Here is an 18852-nt window from a genome sequence, read left to right on the forward strand (position 1 = left end):
CCCCGGCCCTAAACCTCTCCTCCGTTCGCCCTGAGCTTGTCGAAGGGCTCTACTTTTCCTCGAGGCGAGCGGGCGATGTTTTTGCACTTTCACCCCCATGAAAACGCGCCACCTCACAACCGAAACTCCGCCCAGATCGGCAGATGATCCGAAGCTTTTCTTGACGCCGCGCTGTCATGCACGCCGCTGTCCACCAGCTTCAACTGACCGCAATGCATGATCCGGTCGAGCCGCGCCACGGGCCGCCGCGCGTGAAAGCTCCGCCCGCACGGAGCGAAATTATAGTGCCGAGCAAAGTCCGCCAGACATCCCCGGTTGGCGCTCCATTCATTCAGGTCGCCCATCAATACCGTGGGCATCGCGTCCCGCTGCGCCGCCGCGTGAATGACCGCAGCCGCCTGCTTGCGCCGCCACAGGCCCGACAGGTCGAGATGCATGCCAAAGATGCGCAGCTTCGCCTTGCCCAGCTCCACCTCCGCCATGGTCGCGCCGCGCGGCTCCAGACAGGGCAGGTGCAGCACGTCATGAGTGCCGATCTCGGCCTCCTTCCGCACCAGGATCGCGTTGCCATGCCATCCCATTGAATCGACCTGCACATTCAGGGGCACAGGCTTGTAGGGGCTCATCGATTCCAGCAGCCAGGGCGGGATGGCGGCGGTGCGCACGCCAAAGCGTCGATCCGCTTCCTGAAGTGCGATGACGTCCGCATTCAGTTCTCCCAGCACCTCCAATACTCGCTCGGGGCTGCGGCGGCGGTCGGTGCCAATGGCTTTGCGGATATTGTAGCTGGCGACGCGAAAGGACTTCATGGCGAAACAATGCGCCACATCAGCATGAGTTTCCAGCGCCCTCGGGCAGGTTCATCATGTCCATGCCGCACCGCGGGCAAAGGGAGGAGCGATCCAGGCGCTTCTTTGTTCTTGAAACGTTCACCGTGGCAAGCCATAGCTCGCAGATGGCCAAGGCAAAGCGCAAATTCGTCTGCCAGCAGTGCGGCACCCTTTCTTCCCGGTGGCAGGGGCAGTGCGACGACTGCGGCGAATGGAACAGCATTGTCGAGGAGGCGGCAGAGACAATCTTTTCCGCGCGTCACGATCTGCAAACCGGCGGGCGCGCGCTGACGCTTGTCGGGCTGAACAGCCAGGTCGAACTGCCCCAGCGGACGAGCACCGGGATTGCCGAGTTCGATCGCGCCCTGGGCGGCGGCATCGTTCCCGGATCAGCCATGCTGATTGGCGGTGATCCCGGCATCGGCAAATCGACCCTGCTGCTTCAGGCCGCTGCCCGCATCGCCGCGCGCGGTCTTTCCGTCGCCTATATCAGCGGTGAGGAAGCGGCGGACCAGGTCCGCCTCCGGGCGCAGCGCCTCGGCCTTGGCAACGCGCCGGTTCAGCTCGCCAGCGCAACCTCTGTCCGGGACATATTGACCACCTTGGGGGAGGGGGAGTCGCCTGCGCTGCTCGTCATCGATTCGATCCAGACGATGCACAGCGACCTGATCGAAGGCGCGCCGGGCACCGTCAGTCAGGTGCGTGCGTCCAGCCAGGAACTGATCCGCTTCGCCAAGCAGCGCGGCACCGCTGTCATCCTGGTCGGCCATGTCACCAAGGATGGCAGCATCGCCGGGCCGCGCGTGCTGGAGCATATGGTCGATACCGTGCTGAGCTTCGAAGGCGAGCGCAGTCACCAATATCGCATCCTGCGCGCGATCAAGAATCGCTTTGGCGGCACGGATGAGATCGGCGTTTTCGCGATGGTGGCGGAGGGGTTGGAAGAAGTCGCGAACCCTTCGGCCTTGTTTCTTACCCATCGCGACGAAACCGTGACCGGCGCAACCGTCTTTCCCGCGCTGGAGGGCACTAGACCAGTGCTGGTCGAGATACAGGCGCTCGTCGTTCGCCTATCCAGCGGCGCCACGCCCCGGCGTGCGGTGGTGGGATGGGACAGCGGCCGCCTCGCCATGATCCTCGCCGTGCTGGAGGCGCGCTGCGGCCTCAGCTTCTCGACCTGCGAAGTCTATTTGAACGTCGCGGGCGGCTATCGCTTGTCCGACCCTGCCGCTGACCTTGCCGTGGCCGCCGCGCTCATATCGGCGCTCGCGGAACGGCCGGTGCCCGCTGATCTGGTCCTGTTCGGAGAAATCGCGCTCTCCGGGGAAATCCGCCCGGTCGCCCATGCGCCGCTTCGCCTGCGCGAATCGGCAAAGCTCGGCTTCGAACGCGCCCATGTTCCTTCCGCGGTCGCCGATGGGGTGAAGGGGATCGCCGTCAGCGGCTATCGCGCCTTAAGCCAACTGGTTGACCAGATGCTCGGCCGCGGATAGCCCGGCCCACATGAACGCCGTCGATATCCTCGTCCTTCTCGCCATCGGCGGTTGCACAGTCTTGGGCTTGCTTCGTGGTTTCGTTCTTGAAACCCTGTCGCTGATCGCCTGGGTCCTGGGCATCTTCGCCATCCGCCTCTTCCATCCTTCAGCGACCGAACTCCTCGCCCCCTTCGTCGGTACGACCGGAGGCGCGGCAATTCTTGCATTCATTCTGGTTTTCGGCGTCACTTTCGGCGCAGGAAAACTCCTCGCCCACGCCATCGGCCGCCGCACGCGCCAATCCATCCTTGGCCCCGTCGATCGCGTTCTGGGCGGCGGCTTTGGCGCGATAAAGGGATTAATCGGCGCAACTCTCGTCTTCCTGGCATTCAGCCTGGTCTACGACACTTTCTACGGCAGCGGTGAACGCCGCCCGGATTGGCTGTCCGACGCGCGCACCTATCCGCTGCTCAACGCCAGCGGCCAAGCCATCAGTGAATTCGTAGCCGAACGCCGCTCCAGAAAGCCTTCAATCCAAAGCGATCAGTGATGGTTCATAGCCAACCTTTGACCCGATAGGCTTCGGCGGTCGCCTTGAGGCCTTCCTCGGTAGACACTTGGGGCACCCACAGCTTCTTGGGAGGCTGCTTGCGCTTCGTTACTACCCAGTCGGGATGGCAGAAATAGCTGACACGATCTTGTGTGAGCTTTGCACCCTTGCCCCGTAAAATGCGGTCCAGCCGGGCACCCAGGCCCAATGCCCAGTTCGGGGTGGCAAAGGTTCGCACATCCTTGCCGACCGCCCGGCCAACAGCCTGCCCAAAGTCCAGATGGTCCCACCCTCCGGGCGTGCCATCATCCGCCTCGTAACAGTGGGCGAGACTGATTTCCGTTTCGCCAGCAAGCCGCAGCAGCAACCGGCCAAGATCGCTCACCTCGATCAGCGACAGCCGTCCGCCGGGAGGCAGCAGCATGATGCCGCGCTTGGCCATGCGGAACAGTTCCAGCATTTCCCGATCGCCAGGCCCGTAAATCGCGGGCGGCCGCACGATCGTCCAATCAAGGCCGCTAGCCTTGACGTGACGCTCCGCCAAAGCCTTCGACCAGCCATAGTCAGACAGCTTCGGTTCGCGCGCGGCCAAGGACGAAACATGCACCAGCCGCCGCACACCCCGCTGCCGCATGGCGTCGACCACCGCCATGGTGCCACGAGCGTTGCCAGCCTCGAACCCGTCGCGGTCCGGGGCGTTCACGACACCTGCAATATGGATCACCACATCAGCGTCCCGCACAAGCGTGTTGAGCGCCGCGCGATCTTCAAGCGAGCCATGCACCCATTTCAGCCGGGCGCGAGGCGGCTGCGCCTTTCGGGTGATAGCCGTCACATGATGACCAGCTTCAAGAGCCTGATTCAGCGTTTCGGCGCCGACGAAACCTGTCGCGCCCGTCATGGCAATACGTAATTTCATGGGATGTCAGACCATCGCCATCTGATCGCGATGAACAAGCACTGATCGCGGGAGATGCCCAAGCAGCGCCGCGATATCCTCGCTCCGCTTGCCCGCGATCCGCGCCGCTTCCTCGCTGTCATATTCGCTGAGTCCCCGGGCGATCACCCGACCATCGGGCGCGACGATGTCGACAACATCCCCCCGCACGAAGCTGCCTTCAATCTGGGCCACACCGGCGGGCAGCAAGCTGTTGCCGCGATCCAAAGCCTTTTCCGCGCCGGCGTCAACGACAATGCGGCCGCGAACGGTGAGCCGCCCCGCCAGCCATCCCTTCCGGGCTCGCTTTGCTGGCGCGGCAACGAAGATCGATCCCTTGCCGCCATTCGACCAATGAGACAGCGGTGCATCGACCTTCCCGGATATGATCGCGAGATGGGCCCCAGCCCCGGTCGCGATCCGCGCCGCCTCTATTTTGGACGTCATGCCCCCGGACCCCATTCCTGAGGCTGAACCGCTGTCCGCCATTCCCGCGATCCGCGCATCGATGCGCTCGATTGTCTCTATCAGCATGGCGCTCGCATCGACATGCGGATTGGCGGTGTAAAGCCCGTCAACGTCGGAAAGCAGCACGACTGCGTCAGCCCGTGCTGCCTGTCCGATGCGCGCTGCCAGACGATCATTGTCGCCGAAACGGATTTCGGCCGTCGCGACGCTGTCATTTTCATTGACGACTGGTACGACGTCCAGCGTGATCAGCCGTTCCAGAGTTGCCGACGCGTTGAGATAGCGCCGCCGATGTTCAAGGTCGTCCAGCGTCACCAGCATCTGGGCGGCAGTGATGCCTTTATCCTGCAACAGGCGCGCCCAGCATTGAGATAGCGCAATCTGGCCCGTCGCCGCTGCGGCCTGCGCATCCTCCAGGCTGCCGCGCCCGCCCTTAGGCAGCTTTAGCCGCCGCGCGCCCAGGGCGATGGCGCCCGACGATACGATGATGATCTGCTGCCCCGCAGCCTTGCGCGCAGCCACATCTTCCACCAGCGTGCGGAGCCAAGCCTCGCGGACCTCTCCGTTTCCATCCACGAGCAAGGCCGAACCGATCTTGATGACCAGCCGCCTTATCTGGGAGGGAGGGAAACCTGACGAAGGGGGAGTCACTGGATCAGTTCCGTTCGGTAACGCTAGGAGGAAATGCGGAACAATGGGCTGTCAAATCGGCGACCATGTGGAGTCGCCTTCATCGCCCGTCTCCTCCTCCTTGTCCGGCTTGTCCTGTTGCAGCAGCGGCAGCACGGCATCCAACAGTGGCTGCACACCTTCGCCGGTGGCGCCGGAGATGATAAATATCTTCTCAACGCCAGCCTCGCGGTGAAGCTGAGCTGCGAGGTCGTCCATCAACTCCTGTCCGAGAAGATCGCCTTTGTTGAGCGCTACGATCTGCGGCTTGTCGGCCAGCCCTTCGCCATAGGCCTCCAGTTCGTCCTGCACGATGCGGAATTGTTCCACCGGATCGTCTCCGGTGGCATCGATCAGATGCAGCAGCACCCGGCAGCGCTCTATATGGCCCAGAAACCGGTCGCCAATGCCCGCGCCTTCCGCCGCGCCCTCGATCAGGCCGGGGATATCCGCCAGCACGAATTCGCGGTCACGATGTGTGACGACTCCAAGCTGTGGCTTGGTCGTGGTGAAAGCGTAAGCGCCAACCTTCGCCTTGGTATTAGTCACCTGATTGATAAAGGTCGACTTGCCCGCATTCGGCATGCCGACCAAGCCGACATCAGCGAGCAGTTTGAGGCGCAGCCACACCCACATTTCCTGCCCCGGCCAACCGGTTCCATGCTGTCGCGGCGCACGGTTAGTGCTTGTTTTGTAGGACAGGTTGCCACGGCCGCCGTCGCCGCCGCGCAAAAAGACGAGGCGCTGCCCTACCTCGGTGAAGTCGGCGAGCAGTTCCTGTTCCTCATATTCCGGATAACCATCCTCGTCCTCCGTCCCCTCTATGGGCTGGGGATCGGACAGGATTTGCGTTCCGACAGGCACTTTGATGACCAGATCATTACCGCCCGCGCCGTAACGATTCTTGCCTGCGCCCGGCAGGCCGCGCTGTGCCTTGAAATGCTGTGTGTAGCGGAAGTCGATCAGGGTGTTGAGGCCGGCTACCGCTTCGAAAATAATATCTCCACCCTTGCCGCCGTTGCCGCCGTCGGGCCCGCCATATTCGACATATTTCTCACGCCGGAAACTAACCGCGCCGGGGCCGCCCCAGCCGGACTTGATGTAAATCTTCGCCTGATCCAGAAAATGCATGGGCTGGCCCATAGCCGCTTATGGTGCGGAATTAAACCTCGCCGTCTGCTGTCGACCTCAAACTGACAATTCACCAGCGTGGACGGCGTATAGAAACGCCGTCCACGCCTTTCATTCAGGCCGCGAGTGCGGGCAGTGCATCCTCATAAAGGTCCATGGCCGGGTCGATCGTCATTCGTCCGGCCACACCTTCTTCGAAGATCAGGCAATCGGCGATTGTGCCCCGCGCGGGACTATAGCGTTGCTCGACCCGGCCCGTATGGCGGAAACCGATCTTGCGGAGGACGTTGCCCGATGCAGGGTTATCGGCAAAATGCACGGCCTGAATTCCACTGACGCCCGCAGCCCGTGCCATACTGAATACAGCGCGCGCCGCCTCGGTCGCGAAGCCGAGGCCCCAATAGGGTCGTGCTATCCAGTAACCCAGCTCCGGCGTGCCATCTTCGCCCAATTGAACGCCGCAGCCGCCGACAAGACGCGGTGCGCCGCGAGTACGGGAAAAGGCCAGAAGACTCGGCAGGCAGTTGTCCTGGGGAAGCGAGAGGAAGTGGCGCGCGTCATCAATGCCGTAGGACGCCGGGGCCCGGGTCAAGTTGCGCAGAACCGCCGGATCGCCGAACGCCTCGGCCAGCGCGGATGCGTCTTCCATCCAACCGGGTCTCAGGAGCAAACGGGGGGTGCGGGCGAACATTTTAAAATCTCTCCTCTGATCGACACGCCAATGGCCGCAAAAAGTTACGGCTTGACGACTTCTTCCTCTGGCTGAGCCCCGCCCGCATGACGCGCGAGAAGCCCCAGGGTTCCAGAGGTTTGAGGGAAAATGAGGGGAGGTGCCGCCGAACAGAAAAAGGGGCGCTCCCTGATGGGGCGCCCCTTATTTCCCTCGGATTACCGGAGACGGCTTGAAACCATTCTCCGGAAGGATCGCCCCGATGATGAGGGACGATCCGTCATTGATCGTCCGTTATTCGGCTGCTTCAGCCATCGCATCGACCGACACATATTTGCGGCCGAGCTTGCCAGTGTGGAATACCACGCGACCTTCGCCAAGGGCGAAGAGGGTATGGTCCTTACCCATGCCGACATTGCGGCCAGGATATACGCGGGTGCCACGCTGGCGGATGATGATGTTGCCGCCGATCACTTCCTGACCGCCGAACTTCTTCACGCCAAGGCGCTTCGATTCTGAATCGCGACCGTTACGCGATGAACCGCCAGCTTTTTTATGTGCCATGACTCAAACTCCTCGAAACTGGACTGCGGCTCAGGCGATCGACACGATCTTCAGGATCGTGTGATTCTGGCGGTGGCCGTTGCGACGGCGGTAGTTATGCCGACGACGCTTCTTGAAAACGATAACCTTTTCGCCCTTCGCCTGCGCGATGATCTCCGCGGCGACGGTCAGCTTGCTGGCATCCTTCACGTCGCTGCCTTCGCCGGCGAACAGGACGTCATCCAACGTCACCTTGTCACCAGCCTCACCGGCCAGCTTCTCGACGACGATCTTGTCTCCGGCGGCGACGCGATACTGCTTGCCGCCCGTGCGCACGACTGCGAACATGGCTCTTCTCTTCTCGTTCAAATCTGCTTTACGCAGATCGTCGAGGACATGAAGTCCTGTTGACCCGCGCGGGAATGTGGCCCGGTAGTGGACTGACTCGCTTCTGTCAACCGGGATGCCCCATTCTAGGGGGTGGTTTTTGCGCGGGCTAGAGCCTATCTTCCGTCCCGGAAGGAAACTCGCCGCGCATGATGCCCCGATCTGACAGGACAGAAAGCATGAGCGGCAGGCTGCTCTTCATGCTGACCCTGTGGATGGCGATCAGCGTCGCGTTGTTGAGCGCCCTTACCCCCCTAGGCCCCCCGTCCAGCAAGATAACTGGTTCCGCCTTCAATCCAGCGACTACGGACGTGGTTTTGAAAGCGCGGGCTCTGTCGATCCCGCCTGGCGAGCGCGTGAACGCCCCAGGCGACAATGACAGCATTGCGCCCATGACTTCGGTCATACAATGGGTGGTCTTCGCTACGGCCATATTGGTCGTCGCCTGGCTGTTGCGCCCGCTTCCCGTAGCCAGTCCTGCCATCACGCAACGCGTGCAAAGGCACTTTCCTAATGGCTTTCACGCCCGCGCGCCACCTGCCCTGATCTAACGCATATTCCGTTAAATCGTCAGGACAGGAGATATTTTGATGGTCCGGAGACGGTCGCGCCGCAGCAAACGCCGTCCGCCATGGTGGTTCATGCCCACAGTATTGGCTGGACTGGGTGCTGCTGGAGCCTTGTTGTCGGCCGCCATGCTGGCGGTTGCAGAATGAAAATATGATATGCTGCCGGTGGAGGCGATAAACGCTCCGCCGGCAGACAGGGAAGGACGTTTATGCCTCACCACACGCCCCTGATCGGAACAATCGTCGCGGGCCTTGTTGTTGCTTTCATAATGGGCGCCATTGCGCATCGCCTCAAATTATCGCCACTCGTCGGCTATCTCATCGCCGGGATCATGGTTGGCCCCTTCACGCCAGGCTTTGTAGCCAACACCAGCTTGGCTAACGAACTGGCCGAGATTGGCGTCATCCTTTTGATGTTCGGGGTCGGGCTACATTTTTCTCTGCGTGACCTGCTGTCGGTTAAGAATATCGCGGTGCCCGGAGCCATAGGGCAGATCGCGGTCGCGACGCTGCTTGGCCTGGGGCTATCGCACTATATGGGCTGGCCAGTTATGGGCGGTATCGTGTTCGGCCTTGCCCTATCGGTGGCGAGCACGGTCGTGCTGCTGCGCGCCCTACAGGGAGCCGACCTTGTCGAAACGCGACGCGGACGCATAGCCGTGGGCTGGCTGATCGTGGAAGACCTGGTGATGGTGCTGGCGCTTGTGCTGCTGCCCGCGCTGGCAAAGGTAATGAACAACGCTGATGCTTCAGCCGGAATGGGCGATCTGTTGGCGCCTCTCCTCAGCACCTTGCTGAAGGTTGCCGGGTTCGTGGCTTTGATGCTGCTAGTGGGCCGCCGGGTCATTCCCTGGGCGCTGCATTGGGTGGTTCACACGGGGTCGCGCGAGCTGTTTCGTTTGGCTGTGCTTGCCATCGCTCTGGGCGTGGCCTTCGGCGCAGCGGTTGCGTTTGACGTGTCGTTCGCTCTTGGCGCCTTCTTCGCAGGCATGATCCTGGGTGAGACGCCGCTCAGCCGCCGGGCGACGGAGGAGACATTGCCATTACGCGATGCATTCGCCGTGCTGTTCTTCGTATCGGTTGGCATGCTGTTCAACCCGGCGGTGCTGATCGAGCAGCCTCTACCGCTGCTCGCCACCGTGGCGATCATCATCGTCGGCAAGTCCATTGCCGCCTTTGCGATCGTGCGTGCGTTTGGATATCCGGGTGACACGGCTCTGACCATTGCAGCAAGCCTGGCTCAGATCGGCGAGTTTTCGTTCATCCTCGCGACGCTCGGCACGGGGCTTGGTGTGCTTCCGGCGGAGGGACGCGACCTGATTCTCGCGGGGGCGATCGTGTCGATCTTCCTTAACCCCTTCATCTTCTCGATGATCGTGCGGGGACATAAAAAGGAGGAAATCGAGGAGGAAGAAGAAGCGGAAAAGGCACGCCAACGGCCGCATATCGGCCATGTCATCCTGGTCGGCTATGGACGTGTCGGCAAGTTGATCGCGGAACGGCTGGCCGAACGCAAAGCGCATTTCGTGGTTCTGGAGGCGGATGCCGAGCGAGCAGAGGAGGCCGAGGAAGCCGGGCACCCTGTCGTGCGGGGAAGCGCGCTGGAGGACCGCCATCTGATGGCGGCAGGCATTTGCGAGGCGCGGCGATTGCTGATCGCAGTACCCGAAGGGTTCGAGGGCGGTGCGATCCATGAGCATGCGCGGCATCTTAACCCGAAGCTGCAGGTGATCGCTCGGGCACACAGCGATGCGGAGGTCGCGCATCTCGAAGGGATGGGCGTGCCGCATGTCGTGATGGGTGAACGAGAATTGGCGGCGCGGATGCTCCAGCTTTCCGGCGCGGGCTGAACGTCAACCTAAGCTTTTGAGGAACCGTGCCGCCTGATCCCGGATGGCGGCGCGGTCTTCCTCGGTCATTTTTTCCCAATTGCGATAAGGCATGCCGAGGCGCGGGTTCTGGCGAAGCTTGCGTTCGTTACGCGCGAGGAAGTCCCAGTACAGGGCGTTGAAGGGGCAGGCGTCCTGGCCCACCCGCTGCTTCACGTCATAGCGGCAATGGCGGCAATAGTCCGACATGCGGTTGATATAGGCTCCGCCCGCCGCGTAGGGCTTCGATCCCAATAGCCCTCCGTCAGCGAAAAGCGCCATGCCGAGCGTGTTGGGTATCTCGACCCACTCATAGGCGTCGGCATAAACCTCCAAATACCAGACATGGACCTGGATTGGCTCGATTCCGGCGAGCAGCGCGAAGTTGCCCGTGATCATCAGCCGCTGAATATGATGGGCATAGGCGTGGTCGATGGTCTGGCCAATCGCCTGGGCCATGCAATGCATATCGGTGTCGCCAGTCCAGTAAAAGCCGGGCAGATCGCGTCGGGCTTCCAAGGCATTGCGGCTGCCATAATCCGGCCCTTCATGCCAATAAACGCCGCGCACATATTCGCGCCAGCCGATGATCTGGCGGATGAAGCCTTCCGCAGCGTTCAGCGGCACCTTGCCTGCTTGATAGCGCTGCTCCACCTCCTTCACCAAGGCCAACGGATCGAGCAGGCCGTTGTTGATATAGGGGGACAATATGGAGTGCCACAGGAAAGGCTCTCCGGTGAGCATCGCGTCCTGATAATCGCCGAACCGGGGGAGTGCTTCGTCTAGAAAGCGCGCCTGCTGCCGTTGGGCGTCTTCGTGGGTGACGGCAAAGGCGAAATGGTCGAGCGAGCCGATGTGATTGGCGAAACGCTCCGCAACCAATGCAATGACCTCCCGGGTGATTGCGTCCGGTTTGAAGGCGAGAGGGCGGGGCATCAGTAGATCGCGTTGGGGCGGAGGCTTGCGGTTTTCGGCGTCGAAATTCCACTGGCCGCCTTCAGGTTGGCCCTCTTCGTCAACTAACAGGCCGGTCTTGCGGCGCATGTCGCGGTAGAAGAATTCCATGCGGAGTTGCTTGCGCGCGGCTGCCCAGCTGTCGAACTCGGCATGGAAGCAAAGGAAGCGATCGTCCTCATGAATGGTGACGGGCAGGGCGAAGCGGCCCTCCCATTCCTCCAGCATCGCACGGACGCGCCATTCGCCTGCTTCGGTGACGTGGATGGCGCGGGGCTGGTGACGATCGATTGCGCGGGCGGTTTCGCCGGTGAAGCTGCCGCTGTTTGCCGGGTCGTCGACGCGGACATAATCGACGGTCCAACCAAGTGCGCGCATCCGTTCGGCATGATGGCGCATGGCCGAGAGGATGTAGGCAATCTTGGCCTTGTGATGGCGAACATAGGTGGTTTCGTCCGCCACCTCCATCATCAGAAGGACGCTGTCTCCTGGATCAGCCTCGGCAAGCGAGGATATGTCGGGCGTCAGCTGATCGCCCAGGATCGGGATGAGGATAGGGCGCTTCATTATGGCGCTAATGCGTGAAGCCCCCATCCGTGTCCGTGGCAACTATCCGCGGGGTTTGCGGGGGCCTCCCTTGCGCGGACCGCCCTTGAACGGGCGGGCGCCATAAGCGGGCTTGGGTCCGCGTCCTTCGTTGGGGCGGCCCTTGCCGCGTGGGCCTTCGCGGCGGTTTTCGCGAGCAGCCTCCCGCGGTGCGCCCTCGATCTGTTCGAAAGCGACGTCCGCGCCCTCGTCATTCGCTTCCCCGGTACGCTTGACCGCGCCGATGAAGCGCGAAACGATAGCGGACGGGATTTCGAACATCGTCTCGTTTGCGGCGATACGGATGGCGCCAATGTCCTGGCGCGAAACGTGACCGCGGCGGCAGATCAGCGGCAGAATCCAGCGCGGATCGGCGTTCTGGCGGCGGCCGATGTCCATGCGGAACCAGACGGTGTCCTCGAAGCCGGGGCGCGGGCCGTCGCGCCGGGGAGGGGCTTCGCTGGCGTCGAGCAATTCTTCGGGCGCGGGCAGGGCGGCGCGAGCGCTCTTCACCAGCATGGCGGCGATTTCCTTGGGGCTCTTTTCGGCGAGAAGCTCGGCACCGAGCGCCCAGTCCTGCTCGTCCAGCTCGGCACGCTCCATCAGGCGCTCGCGCAGGCGGGCATTGTCCTGCTGCTGGATCGCCTCCTTGCTGGGCGGGGTGCCCCATTCGACCGGGATCTTCGCACCACGCAGCATGGATTCAACGCGGCGGCGGCGGGGATAGGGGACGATGAGGACAGCCGTTCCCTTCTTGCCCGCGCGGCCAGTGCGGCCGGATCGGTGCTGCATCGTTTCGGCATCACGCGGGATTTCGACATGGACGACAAGGCTGAGGTTGGGCAGGTCGATGCCACGCGCCGCGACGTCGGTGGCTACGCAGACGCGGGCGCGGCGGTCGCGGAGCGCCTGAAGGGCGTGGTTGCGCTCGTTCTGGCTATGCTCGCCAGACAAGGCGACCGCTGCGAAGCCGCGTTCGGTAAGGCTGGCGTGGAGGTGACGGACATTGTCGCGGGTGGCGCAGAAGAGGATCGCGGTTTCCGCTTCATGATAACGCAGCAGGTTGACCACCGCGTTCTCGATATCGGCGGGCGCTACGGTCACGGCCTGATAGCTGATGTCGCCATGGCCGCGTTCGTCGCTGACGGTGGAGATGCGCAGCGCGTCCTTCTGGTAGCGCTTGGCCAGCGCCACGATGGGCTTGGGCATGGTGGCGGAGAAGAGCAGCGTGCGGCGGCCTTCCGGCGCGCCGTCGAGGATTTCCTCCAGATCTTCGCGGAAGCCCATGTCGAGCATCTCGTCCGCTTCATCGAGGATCACGGTCTTGAGGCCGGAGAGGTCCAGCGCGCCGCGTTCAAGATGGTCGCGCAGGCGGCCGGGGGTGCCGACGACGATGTGCGCGCCGTGGGACAGGGCGCGGCGTTCCTTGGCGGCGTCCATGCCGCCGACGCAGGTGGCGATGCGGGCGCGGGCTTCACCGTAGAGCCATTCCAGTTCGCGGCTGACCTGCAGCGCCAGTTCGCGGGTGGGGGCTATGGCGAGGGCAAGCGGCTTTCCGGCCACGGGCAGGCGCATCTGTTCGCCGAGCAGTTCGCCCGCCATGGCGAGGCCGAAAGCGACCGTCTTGCCCGAGCCGGTCTGCGCTGAAACGATGAGATCGCGCCCTTCGGCTTCGGGTTGGGTGACTTCGGCCTGGACGGGGGTCAGGCTTTCATAGCCTTTCCGCGTCAGCGCGTCCGAGAGGAGAGGGGGTAGATGTTCAAAAGACATTATATTTTCCGTCGGTAAAGCGACCCGCCATTCCCGACGGATACATGGATGACCTGATGTGCTCCAGCTGCTGCTGGAGCCCGGAGTGCAGGTCGCACACCCCGAAGTTCACACCGTTGTTGGGGTCGTTCAAGGCGACTGAAATCCCCGGTGGCGGGATACCCAAAATAAGAAGGCCGCCTTCCCCCGCAAAGAGGGAAGGCGGCCCCTTTATTGCTTGTCAGCGAGAATCAGACCGAAGCGACTTCCGCCACGTCGACCTTCACGCCCGGGCCCATCGAGGACGACAGGGCGATCTTGCGGACATACTTGCCCTTCGAACCCGACGGCTTCGCCTTGACGATCGCGTCGACGAAAGCGTCGAAATTCTTGCGCAGGTCTTCGGCCGAGAAGCTCGCCTTGCCGAGGCCGGCGTGGATGATGCCGGCCTTTTCGACGCGGAACTCGATCTGACCGCCCTTGGCAGCCTTGACCGCTTCGGCGACGTTCGGGGTGACAGTGCCGAGCTTCGGGTTCGGCATCAGGCCCTTGGGACCCAGAACCTTACCAAGACGGCCGACCAGACCCATCATGTCGGGGGTGGCGATCACGCGCTGGAAGTCGATGTTGCCAGCCTGGATGCTGTCGAGCAGATCCTCGGCACCTACGATGTCGGCGCCAGCGGCAGTCGCGGCTTCAGCCTTGTCGCCACGGGCGAACACGGCGACGCGGACGTCCTTGCCGGTGCCTGCGGGCAGGGTGACGACGCCACGGACCATCTGGTCGGCATGACGCGGGTCAACGCCCAGGTTGATCGCAATTTCGACGCTTTCGTCGAACTTGGCGGTTGCGTGGGTCTTGATCAGGCCCAGCGCTTCATCGACGCCGTGCAGCTTTTCACGGTCAACGGCAGCGGCGAGAGCCTTCGCCTTCTTCGTCAGCTTTGCCATGTCTTAGCCCTCCACCACTTCGAGGCCCATCGCGCGAGCGGAGCCTTCGATGATCTTCGTCGCTGCGTCGATGTCGTTCGCGTTCAGGTCAACCATCTTGGTCTGCGCGATTTCAGCGAGCTGTGCGCGGGTGATCTTTCCAGCGGTCACCTTGCCCGGCTCCTTCGAGCCCGACTTCAGGTTGACGGCCTTCTTGATGAGATAGGTGGCGGGCGGCTGCTTCGTGACGAAGCTGAACGAACGGTCCGCATAGACGGTGATGATGGTCGGCAGCGGCGTGCCCTTGTCCATCTTTTCCGTCGAGGCGTTGAACGCCTTGCAGAATTCCATGATGTTCACACCGCGCTGACCCAGCGCCGGACCGATCGGCGGCGAGGGGTTGGCGGCTCCAGCGGGCACCTGGAGCTTGATATAGCCCGTAATCTTCTTGGCCATTTTCACTCACTCTGTTGCTGGCGGATTTGCGGGCAAATCCACCGGTTCAAGTTTAGCGGTCAGACAGCTTGCTGAGAGCAAGCCTCCCGCACTGCATTATCCTCGCCCCTTCAGGGGAGAGGATACCGTAGCTTGCCAGTTTTCTGGCTAGCGTAGGTTGGAGAGGGGCTATGCCCTCTCCCGCTGCGACTAGGCGGCTGAGCCGCCAAGTCTCGCTGCCCTCTCCCGCCTGCGGGAGAGGGGAATAGTTACTTCGACAGTTCGACCTGTTCGAAGTCCAGTTCCACCGGCGTGGCGCGGCCGAAGATCGACACGGACACCTTGACGCGGTTCTTTTCGAAATCCAGTTCCTCGACCGTGCCGTTGAAGCTGGCGAAGGGGCCGTCCAGCACCTTGACGCTGTCGCCGATTTCGTAATCGACATTGACCTTGTGCTTGGGCGCGGCTTCGGCGGCCTTCTGCGCACCGAAATAGCGGGCGGCTTCGGTTTCGCTGATCGCCTGCGGCTTGCCTGAGCTACCCAGGAAACCAGTCACCTTCGGCGTATTCTTGACGAGGTGGTAGATGTCGTCGTTCATCGCCAGCTTGGCAAGGACATAGCCGGGCATGAACTTGCGTTCGACCTGCACCTTCTTGCCGCGCTTCACTTCAGTGACGGTCTCGGTGGGGACTTCCACCTGCTCGACCAGCTGGGAGAGGCCCATGCGCTCGGCTTCGGACAGGATCGATTCCTTGACCTTGTTTTCGAAGCCCGAATAGGCGTGGATGATGTACCAGCGCGCCATGTTACCGTTTCAAACTCCCACAAGCGATTTCCCGGGAAATCGCGGCAGATAAAAAACTCAAGCCTGTCCGGCAGCGAAGCTCAGCAGCCACTGAACGACCGCGCCGAAGAAGGTGTCGATGCCGAAGAAGAAGAGGCCGAGCAGCGTGGTCATGATCCCGACCATGACCGCGGTCATGACCGTTTCGCGGCCGGTGGGCCACACGATCTTAGACGCTTCGGTCTTCACCTGATTGACGAATTCGCCCGGAGAAACCTTCGCCATCACTGCCTCAAAAAACGTTCGAACAAACACCAAAGCGCGAAGCAACAGTCCGCCCTCCGGACCCCGCCATGTCGGCGTCCCGGGGTGCGGCCGCTGGCTTCGCGACCCATCTTCGCTCGGGCAGCTAGCCGCGAACCGTTGAGAAATCAAGGATCGCGACCAGTTGCTTGGCAGGAGTGGAGGGACTCGAACCCCCGGCATTCGGTTTTGGAGACCGACGCTCTACCAGCTGAGCTACACTCCTGTGCCGGCGAAGGAGGGCGCTTTAGCGTGGCATGCGTGGGAGGGCAAGCAGGAAACTTTAGAGGAAAAGCCCGCCCTTCATGACCCGGCGGGCGCGGCCCTGCACGGGCATGCGATTGAAGGGGGTGTTGCCTGCCTGCGCAGCCATCCTGGCGGAATCCACGATCCAGGGTGCGCCGGGATCGATGAAGATGAGGTCGGCCGCGCTGCCGCTTGCGAAACTGCCCGCGTCGATGCCCAGGATGCGGGCCGGATTGGCGCTGAGCAACGTCATCAGGCGCGTCATCGAGAGATGGCCTTCGCGCACGAGGTTGAGCGACAGGGCGAGCAATGTCTCGGCGCCCGCCATGCCGGGGGCGGCGTCGGCGAAGGGGAGCCTCTTGTCCTCCGGGCCGCGCGGGTCGTGGCTGGAGGTGATGACGTCGATGGTGCCGTCAGCCACCGCCGCGATGGCTGCTTTGCGGTCATCCTCCGATCGTAGCGGAGGGGACAGGCGGGCAAAGGTGCGGAAATCAGTGACGGCATTGTCCGCAAGGTAGAGATAAGCGGGGCTGATCCCGCAGCTGATCCTCAGCCCCTCTGCCTTCGCCGCCCTGATGAGGTCGAAGCCTGCCTTCGTCGTCACCAGCCGGAAGTGGACCGCAGCGCCGGTTTCCCGCGCGAGCATGATGTCGCGGGCAATCGCGATGGCTTCGGCGCAGGCGGGAGCGTGGGACAGGCCAAGCCGTGTCGCGGTTTCGCCGCTCGTCGCCACGGCCTTGCCAGCAAGACCGCTATCCTCGGCATGGGTGATGACGGTGAGGCCGAGGCCCGATGCATAGGCAAGGACGCGCATCATGACGCCTGAATCGGCGATCCACTGACGCCCGGTGGCCACGGCCTTTGCACCCGCCGCCTGCATCATGCCGATTTCAGCGAGTTCGATGCCCTTGAGGCCGCGTGTGGCGGCGGCGATGGGGTGGACCCAGAAGTCGGGCTTGCCTGCGCGCGCGGCCTGGCGGATGAGCCCGGCTTCGTCGAGTATGGAGGACTGGTCGGGCATCAGCGCCGCCCGGGTGATGCCGCCGAAATGGAAGGCGGGCTTGTCCGTTGCGAACACGCCCAGGTCGATGAGGCCGGGCGCGACTACCAGGCCTGCGGCATCGACCTGTTCCGCGTCGCCGGGTACATCGATATTGCCTGCGGCCAGGATGCGATCGCCTTCTATGAGGATCGTGCCGGGACAGAGGTCGGCGGTGGCGGGGTCAGCCAGCTGTCCGTTGATGATGGCGATCTTTGTCATACCCAACCCTCCACGCCGCGCGCGCTCCGCGTCAGAACATCGAGGCAGGCCATGCGGATGGCGACGCCCATTTCAACCTGCTCCGTGATGGCCGAGCGTTCCGGATGGTCGGCGACCACGCTCGAGATTTCGACGCCCCGGTTCATGGGACCAGGATGCATGACCAGCGCGTCGGGCTTGGCGATGGCGAGGCGTTCCGGCGTCAAGCCGTAGAGCATATGATATTCCCGCGGCGAGGGTATGAAGGCGCCGTCCATCCGCTCATTTTGAAGGCGCAGCATCATCACGACGTCGGCGCCGTCCAGACCTTCGTCCATGCGGTTACAGGGCGTGGCGCCGAGCATTTCGACTTCCGGCGGCATCAGCGTGGGGGGCGCGACCGCGCGCACCTGTGCGCCCAAAGCCGCCAAGCATAGCATGTTGGAGCGCGCGACGCGGCTGTGCAGCACATCGCCGCAAATGGCGACGACCAGGCCTTCAAACCCGCCCTTGCGGCGGCGGATGGTGAGTGCATCCAGCAGCGCTTGCGTCGGATGCTGGTGCCAGCCGTCGCCCGCGTTCAGGACCGGACAGTCGACCTTGTCGGCAATCAGCGCCACCGCGCCCGAGCTGGCGTGACGGATGACGATGACGTCGGCGGCCATGGCGTTCAGCGTCATGGCCGTGTCGATCAGCGTTTCGCCTTTCTTCACGCTCGACTGCCCGGCATGCATGTTCACGACGTCCGCGCCCAAACGCTTGCCTGCGATCTCGAAGGACAGGAGGGTGCGGGTGCTGTTTTCGAAGAAGGCGTTGATCTGCGTCATGCCCGCCAGCCGATCGTCATGCTTGCGCGCGCCGCCCCTGTTGCTCTTCGCCCAATGTTCCGCCTCGTCCAGCAGGAAGCGGATTTCCCAAGGCTTCAAGTCGGCGATGGAGAGAAGATGCCGATGCGGGAACAACGCCCGGCCAGTCAGGTCGGGCGAGGCGGATGGAACGGTGATGTCGGGCATGAACGGACCCTTTAGGCGAGGGCAGGAAAGAGGGCAAGGCACGAAGCTTGGAAGTCGCTGCCGCCTTCCTATCTCAATGTCATGCGCATTTTCACGATCGGGTATGAAGGGGCTACGCAGGCCGAGCTGATAGCGGCGTTGCAGGAGGCGGGCGTCACGCTGCTGGCGGACATAAGGGCGGTTCCGCTGTCGCGGCGGCCGGGCTTTTCCAAGAACATCCTGGCGGCGGGGTTGAAGGAGGCAGGGATCGACTATGTCGGGCTGAAGGCGCTGGGCACGCCTGCCGAGGGCCGGGAAGCAGCGCGCAAGGGCAATCATGCGAAGCTGCGGGAGATTTACTCGGGCCAGCTCGACCTGCCTGAAGCCATCGTACAGGCGGAGCAACTGCGTGAGATGGCGGGAGAGCGGCCTACTGCTCTGCTATGTTTCGAGCGGGAGGCGGATGGATGCCATCGCTCCTTGCTGCTGGAATATCTTTTCCCCGACGATGAGCGGGTGGACCTGAAGCCCTGATTT

General features: G+C 62.9%; 21 protein-coding genes and 1 tRNA gene. 5 read left to right on the plus strand and 17 right to left on the minus strand.

The window, feature by feature from the left end; all coding sequences use genetic code 11:
* Positions 1-113: 113 nt before the first annotated feature.
* Positions 114-809 (minus strand): endonuclease/exonuclease/phosphatase family protein, encoded by a 696-nt coding sequence (locus NCHOL11_RS03410; protein WP_097091072.1) that lies wholly within the window; start codon positions 807-809, stop codon positions 114-116.
* A gap of 146 nt (positions 810-955) precedes the next feature.
* Between NCHOL11_RS03410 and radA the strand changes: the two genes are divergently transcribed.
* Together radA and NCHOL11_RS03420 are read left to right on the plus strand one after the other, a co-directional pair.
* Complete coding sequence (gene radA / locus NCHOL11_RS03415) at positions 956-2323, plus strand: DNA repair protein RadA (protein ID WP_097091073.1); 1368 nt, start codon at positions 956-958, stop codon at positions 2321-2323.
* A 10-nt stretch (positions 2324-2333) separates the two neighbouring features.
* Positions 2334-2855 carry a CvpA family protein gene (locus tag NCHOL11_RS03420; protein ID WP_097091074.1) on the plus strand — a complete coding sequence of 174 codons (522 nt, stop codon included), beginning with the start codon at positions 2334-2336 and terminating at the stop codon, positions 2853-2855.
* A 4-nt stretch (positions 2856-2859) separates the two neighbouring features.
* On the opposite strand, the gene NCHOL11_RS03425 is transcribed toward NCHOL11_RS03420, so the two are convergent.
* The 6 genes from NCHOL11_RS03425 to rplU all read right to left on the minus strand — a co-directional run bounded on the left by NCHOL11_RS03425 (position 2860) and on the right by rplU (position 7621).
* A complete protein-coding gene (locus NCHOL11_RS03425; RefSeq protein ID WP_176502170.1) occupies positions 2860-3774 on the minus strand; it encodes an NAD-dependent epimerase/dehydratase family protein in 915 nt (304 codons plus the stop codon).
* 6 nt (positions 3775-3780) lie between these two features.
* The gene (gene proB, locus NCHOL11_RS03430) at positions 3781-4911 is read right to left on the minus strand and encodes a glutamate 5-kinase (RefSeq protein WP_097091076.1); all 1131 of its coding nucleotides are present in this window, start codon (positions 4909-4911) and stop codon (positions 3781-3783) included.
* A 51-nt stretch (positions 4912-4962) separates the two neighbouring features.
* Complete coding sequence (obgE, locus tag NCHOL11_RS03435; protein WP_097092699.1) at positions 4963-6060, minus strand: GTPase ObgE; 1098 nt, start codon at positions 6058-6060, stop codon at positions 4963-4965.
* A 115-nt stretch (positions 6061-6175) separates the two neighbouring features.
* The gene (locus NCHOL11_RS03440) at positions 6176-6751 is read right to left on the minus strand and encodes a GNAT family N-acetyltransferase (protein ID WP_097091077.1); all 576 of its coding nucleotides are present in this window, start codon (positions 6749-6751) and stop codon (positions 6176-6178) included.
* A gap of 273 nt (positions 6752-7024) precedes the next feature.
* Positions 7025-7294 carry a 50S ribosomal protein L27 gene (gene rpmA, locus NCHOL11_RS03445; RefSeq protein ID WP_007683600.1) on the minus strand — a complete coding sequence of 90 codons (270 nt, stop codon included), beginning with the start codon at positions 7292-7294 and terminating at the stop codon, positions 7025-7027.
* Between the two features lie 30 nt (positions 7295-7324).
* A complete protein-coding gene (gene rplU, locus NCHOL11_RS03450) occupies positions 7325-7621 on the minus strand; it encodes a 50S ribosomal protein L21 (RefSeq protein WP_097091078.1) in 297 nt (98 codons plus the stop codon).
* Between the two features lie 218 nt (positions 7622-7839).
* Here rplU and NCHOL11_RS03455 point away from each other — a divergent pair, with 218 nt between their 5' ends.
* Together NCHOL11_RS03455 and ybaL are read left to right on the plus strand one after the other, a co-directional pair.
* The gene (locus NCHOL11_RS03455; protein ID WP_097091079.1) at positions 7840-8211 is read left to right on the plus strand and encodes a hypothetical protein; all 372 of its coding nucleotides are present in this window, start codon (positions 7840-7842) and stop codon (positions 8209-8211) included.
* A 227-nt stretch (positions 8212-8438) separates the two neighbouring features.
* A complete protein-coding gene (gene ybaL / locus NCHOL11_RS03460) occupies positions 8439-10079 on the plus strand; it encodes a YbaL family putative K(+) efflux transporter (RefSeq protein ID WP_097091080.1) in 1641 nt (546 codons plus the stop codon).
* Between the two features lie 3 nt (positions 10080-10082).
* On the opposite strand, the gene NCHOL11_RS03465 is transcribed toward ybaL, so the two are convergent.
* From NCHOL11_RS03465 to NCHOL11_RS03505, 10 genes are all read right to left on the minus strand, one after another.
* The gene (locus NCHOL11_RS03465) at positions 10083-11618 is read right to left on the minus strand and encodes a cryptochrome/photolyase family protein (protein WP_097091081.1); all 1536 of its coding nucleotides are present in this window, start codon (positions 11616-11618) and stop codon (positions 10083-10085) included.
* Positions 11619-11660: 42 nt separating this feature from the next.
* The gene (locus tag NCHOL11_RS03470; RefSeq protein ID WP_097091082.1) at positions 11661-13406 is read right to left on the minus strand and encodes a DEAD/DEAH box helicase; all 1746 of its coding nucleotides are present in this window, start codon (positions 13404-13406) and stop codon (positions 11661-11663) included.
* Positions 13396-13539, minus strand: coding sequence for a hypothetical protein (locus tag NCHOL11_RS18320; protein ID WP_217991039.1), 144 nt, complete (start codon positions 13537-13539; stop codon positions 13396-13398). The genes NCHOL11_RS03470 and NCHOL11_RS18320 overlap by 11 nt, the downstream gene beginning before the upstream one ends.
* A 97-nt stretch (positions 13540-13636) precedes the next feature.
* On the minus strand, positions 13637-14335 hold the full coding sequence (rplA, locus tag NCHOL11_RS03475; RefSeq protein ID WP_097091083.1) for a 50S ribosomal protein L1: 699 nt from the start codon (positions 14333-14335) through the stop codon (positions 13637-13639).
* A 3-nt stretch (positions 14336-14338) separates the two neighbouring features.
* Positions 14339-14770 carry a 50S ribosomal protein L11 gene (gene rplK / locus NCHOL11_RS03480; RefSeq protein WP_097091084.1) on the minus strand — a complete coding sequence of 144 codons (432 nt, stop codon included), beginning with the start codon at positions 14768-14770 and terminating at the stop codon, positions 14339-14341.
* Between the two features lie 248 nt (positions 14771-15018).
* Complete coding sequence (gene nusG, locus NCHOL11_RS03485; RefSeq protein ID WP_097091085.1) at positions 15019-15555, minus strand: transcription termination/antitermination protein NusG; 537 nt, start codon at positions 15553-15555, stop codon at positions 15019-15021.
* 57 nt (positions 15556-15612) lie between these two features.
* Entirely contained in the window at positions 15613-15819 is a 207-nt protein-coding gene (gene secE, locus NCHOL11_RS03490; RefSeq protein ID WP_066529257.1) for a preprotein translocase subunit SecE, read from the minus strand.
* A 168-nt stretch (positions 15820-15987) separates the two neighbouring features.
* Positions 15988-16063, minus strand: a tRNA-Trp gene (locus tag NCHOL11_RS03495).
* Between the two features lie 57 nt (positions 16064-16120).
* Positions 16121-17344: a dihydroorotase gene (locus NCHOL11_RS03500; protein WP_097091086.1), complete on the minus strand. Its 1224-nt coding sequence runs from the start codon at positions 17342-17344 to the stop codon at positions 16121-16123.
* Positions 17341-18336: an aspartate carbamoyltransferase catalytic subunit gene (locus tag NCHOL11_RS03505; RefSeq protein WP_097091087.1), complete on the minus strand. Its 996-nt coding sequence runs from the start codon at positions 18334-18336 to the stop codon at positions 17341-17343. The genes NCHOL11_RS03500 and NCHOL11_RS03505 overlap by 4 nt, the downstream gene beginning before the upstream one ends.
* 81 nt (positions 18337-18417) lie before the next feature.
* Between NCHOL11_RS03505 and NCHOL11_RS03510 the strand changes: the two genes are divergently transcribed.
* Positions 18418-18849 carry a DUF488 domain-containing protein gene (locus NCHOL11_RS03510; RefSeq protein ID WP_097091088.1) on the plus strand — a complete coding sequence of 144 codons (432 nt, stop codon included), beginning with the start codon at positions 18418-18420 and terminating at the stop codon, positions 18847-18849.
* The last annotated feature ends 3 nt before the right edge of the window (positions 18850-18852 follow it).

The sequence above is a fragment of the Novosphingobium sp. Chol11 genome, from assembly GCF_900218065.1.
In the GTDB taxonomy this organism is placed as follows: Bacteria; Pseudomonadota; Alphaproteobacteria; order Sphingomonadales; family Sphingomonadaceae; genus Sphingobium; species Sphingobium agri.